The sequence below is a fragment of the Pseudoalteromonas sp. c7(2019) genome, from assembly GCF_011378625.1.
GTDB classification, from domain to species: domain Bacteria; phylum Pseudomonadota; class Gammaproteobacteria; order Enterobacterales; family Alteromonadaceae; genus Pseudoalteromonas; species Pseudoalteromonas arctica.
This window is the reverse complement of record NZ_WTKS01000035.1, coordinates 1-2,466: the sequence shown is the minus strand read 5'-3', so window position 1 is coordinate 2,466 and position 2,466 is coordinate 1. Positions and strand designations below refer to the sequence as shown.

The 2,466-nt window shown below is 38.4% G+C and carries 4 protein-coding genes; 2 read left to right on the top strand and 2 right to left on the bottom strand.

What is annotated here, in order from left to right:
- Positions 1 to 88: 88 nt before the first annotated feature.
- Positions 89 to 526: a group II truncated hemoglobin gene (locus GQR38_RS19845; RefSeq protein ID WP_004335148.1), complete on the bottom strand. Its 438-nt coding sequence runs from the start codon at positions 524 to 526 to the stop codon at positions 89 to 91.
- 53 nt (positions 527 to 579) lie between these two features.
- On the opposite strand from GQR38_RS19845, the gene aroE reads away from it, so the two are divergent.
- The gene (gene aroE / locus GQR38_RS19840; protein WP_165723095.1) at positions 580 to 1,404 is read left to right on the top strand and encodes a shikimate dehydrogenase; all 825 of its coding nucleotides are present in this window, start codon (positions 580 to 582) and stop codon (positions 1,402 to 1,404) included.
- Positions 1,401 to 1,655, top strand: coding sequence for a DUF1488 family protein (locus tag GQR38_RS19835; RefSeq protein WP_007584142.1), 255 nt, complete (start codon positions 1,401 to 1,403; stop codon positions 1,653 to 1,655). The genes aroE and GQR38_RS19835 overlap by 4 nt, the downstream gene beginning before the upstream one ends.
- On the opposite strand, the gene GQR38_RS19830 is transcribed toward GQR38_RS19835, so the two are convergent.
- Positions 1,647 to 2,192 (bottom strand): gamma carbonic anhydrase family protein, encoded by a 546-nt coding sequence (locus GQR38_RS19830; protein WP_165723096.1) that lies wholly within the window; start codon positions 2,190 to 2,192, stop codon positions 1,647 to 1,649. The two genes, GQR38_RS19835 and GQR38_RS19830, sit on opposite strands and share 9 nt — an antisense overlap.
- Positions 2,193 to 2,466 lie beyond the last annotated feature (274 nt).

The following is a 2,466-nucleotide window of genomic DNA, read 5'->3' as shown; positions in this document are numbered from 1 at the left end:
CAAAAAAATCCCCGCTAATTTCTTAGCAGGGATTTGTGTATAAGAGACAGCTAATTAGCGCCTTTTTGCATTGTGGCTAAATACAAATTTAATGCTGATTGATCATGTGCGTTGCTAGTTGAGAGAATGATTGCTTTAAGCCTTCACGTAACAACGGGTTGTCTATTTCTATATCCAGCGTTTTATTCATGCAGTACATCCATTGATCGCGCAATGCCTTATCTACAGTAAAAGGCATATGTCTTTTACGTAGCATTGGCTGGCCATGTTTTTCAGTAAATAGGTTTGGCCCGCCTAACCAACCAGATAAAAATTCAAAAAATACTTGGCGAATTCGATCTAATGGCAGAGGATGCATATCATATAACGGTTTAGCGTATTCATCTGACTCCATTATGTCGTAGAATCGATTGGAGATAGCTCGCGCCCCTTTCTCTCCACCTATTATTTCATACGGTGTTTTTTCAGGAGTAGGAGCCTGTTGCTCGGGAGCCGGCTTAGATTTAGAAAAAAGTCGTTTAATCATATTACTTATCATCGTTAATAGGCAGTATATAGCTGCAAAGAGGTTGCTTTAAAATGGACAAATATGCGGTTTTTGGAAATCCAATTAAACATTCAAAATCCCCCGCGATACATAAACAATTTGCTGTATCACTGGGTGAGCAAATCGACTATCGCGCAATATTAGCACCTATCGATAACTTTGAAAAAACAGTATTGTCTTTTTTTGAGCAAGGTGGTGTTGGTGCTAACGTTACAATGCCATTTAAAGAGCAAGCCTATGCAATGGCTGATGAGCTTACGCCATTAGCTAAAATTGTAGGGGCTGTTAATACATTAAAAAAACGAGATGATGGCACATTACTCGGTGATAACACCGATGGTGTGGGCTTTGTAAATGATTTACTCGCTAATGAAGTAGCCATAACTAATAAACGCATTTTAATCATAGGTGCGGGCGGTGCTGCTCGAGGGGTTATTTTACCTTTGTTAGAGCATAACCCTCAGGAAATAATAATAGTTAATCGCACAGCACAAAAAGCCAAAGAACTCGCAGAGCTGTTTACTCAATATGGACCAGTATCTGGCTTTGGCTTTAGTGATTTACCAGTAAGCGATTACTCACTAATTATAAACTCTACATCTAGCAGTATGAATAATGAGCTTCCTGCTCTTGATGAAAAACACATAACTAACTGTGAAGTCGCTTATGACATGTTTTATTCACTGCAAAATACCATTTTTATGAATTGGGTTGCACAGCATAATATTAACGCTAAGCTTTTAGATGGTAGCGGAATGTTAGTTGGTCAAGCTGCTCAAGCATATTATGTATGGCGTAACAAAATGCCAAAAATACTTCCCGTCGTTGATGCGCTCAAACAAGGAATGCTTAAATGAATCAAGCAATACAGTTTATAGATAGGCTAGAGTTTAGAGAGCCCGATCATCAGTTAGTTTTTTTTGCACAAGTTAGTGGCATGCTGGTGGAATGTATAATAGAAGTAAATACACTTAAATTAACAGACGAAAGTCACGCAACAGAATATTTTGAAAAGTATCGTTTTGATTACGAAGAACGTGCCGAGGAGCTCATCGAAGAAGAGAGCTATAACTCGGCAGGCCAAATTGAAGTAAGCTTATTAACTTAAGTTAGCGATTTCAGCTAAGTATTCATCTTTAAGTGATACATAGTTATCGGCAGATATTTTTAAGAAGGCAAGTTCTTGCTCTGTAAGAGGGCGGGCTTGCTTAGCCGGACTCCCTACATATAAGTAACCAGACTCCAAACGCTTATTTGGTGGTACTAAAGAGCCGCCGCCAATAATAACATCGTCTTCAACAACCACGTTATCCATAATAATAGCGCCCATACCTACAAGTATACGGTTTCCTAATACACATCCGTGCAGCATTACCTTATGACCAACTGTTACATCGTCACCTATAATAAGTGGGTAACCATCAGGATTGCTTTTAGTTGCGCGAGATAAATGCAATACACTGCCATCTTGTATGTTTGTACGTTTACCAATACGTATATAGTTAACATCACCACGTGCAGCTACTAACGGCCACACACTACTATTATCACCTAAAGTAATATCACCAACTAAAACTGATGACTCATCAATATAAACAGACGAATTAAATGAAGGAGTAACACCTTTATAAGAACGAATTGCCATAGTTAGTACCTTTTAGATCATGATTATTAGTATTTGAGTGTATCAGCAAGGTTATTTTTGTACCATAAAAGGCGCCGTTTGGTTACAAAACTATCAGTTTCAGGGGGTTTAGTTCAGATACTGACCGAACAGCATCTTTTTTTACTTTTTCTTTAAAAAAGTACTTGCGTAAAAATCTGTTCTCCCTATAATGCGACCCCACTGAGACGGGAAACGCTGAAGCATAGCGAGGCACGAACTACTCAGAGAGTTAAATAAAACTTCGGTTTTAAAT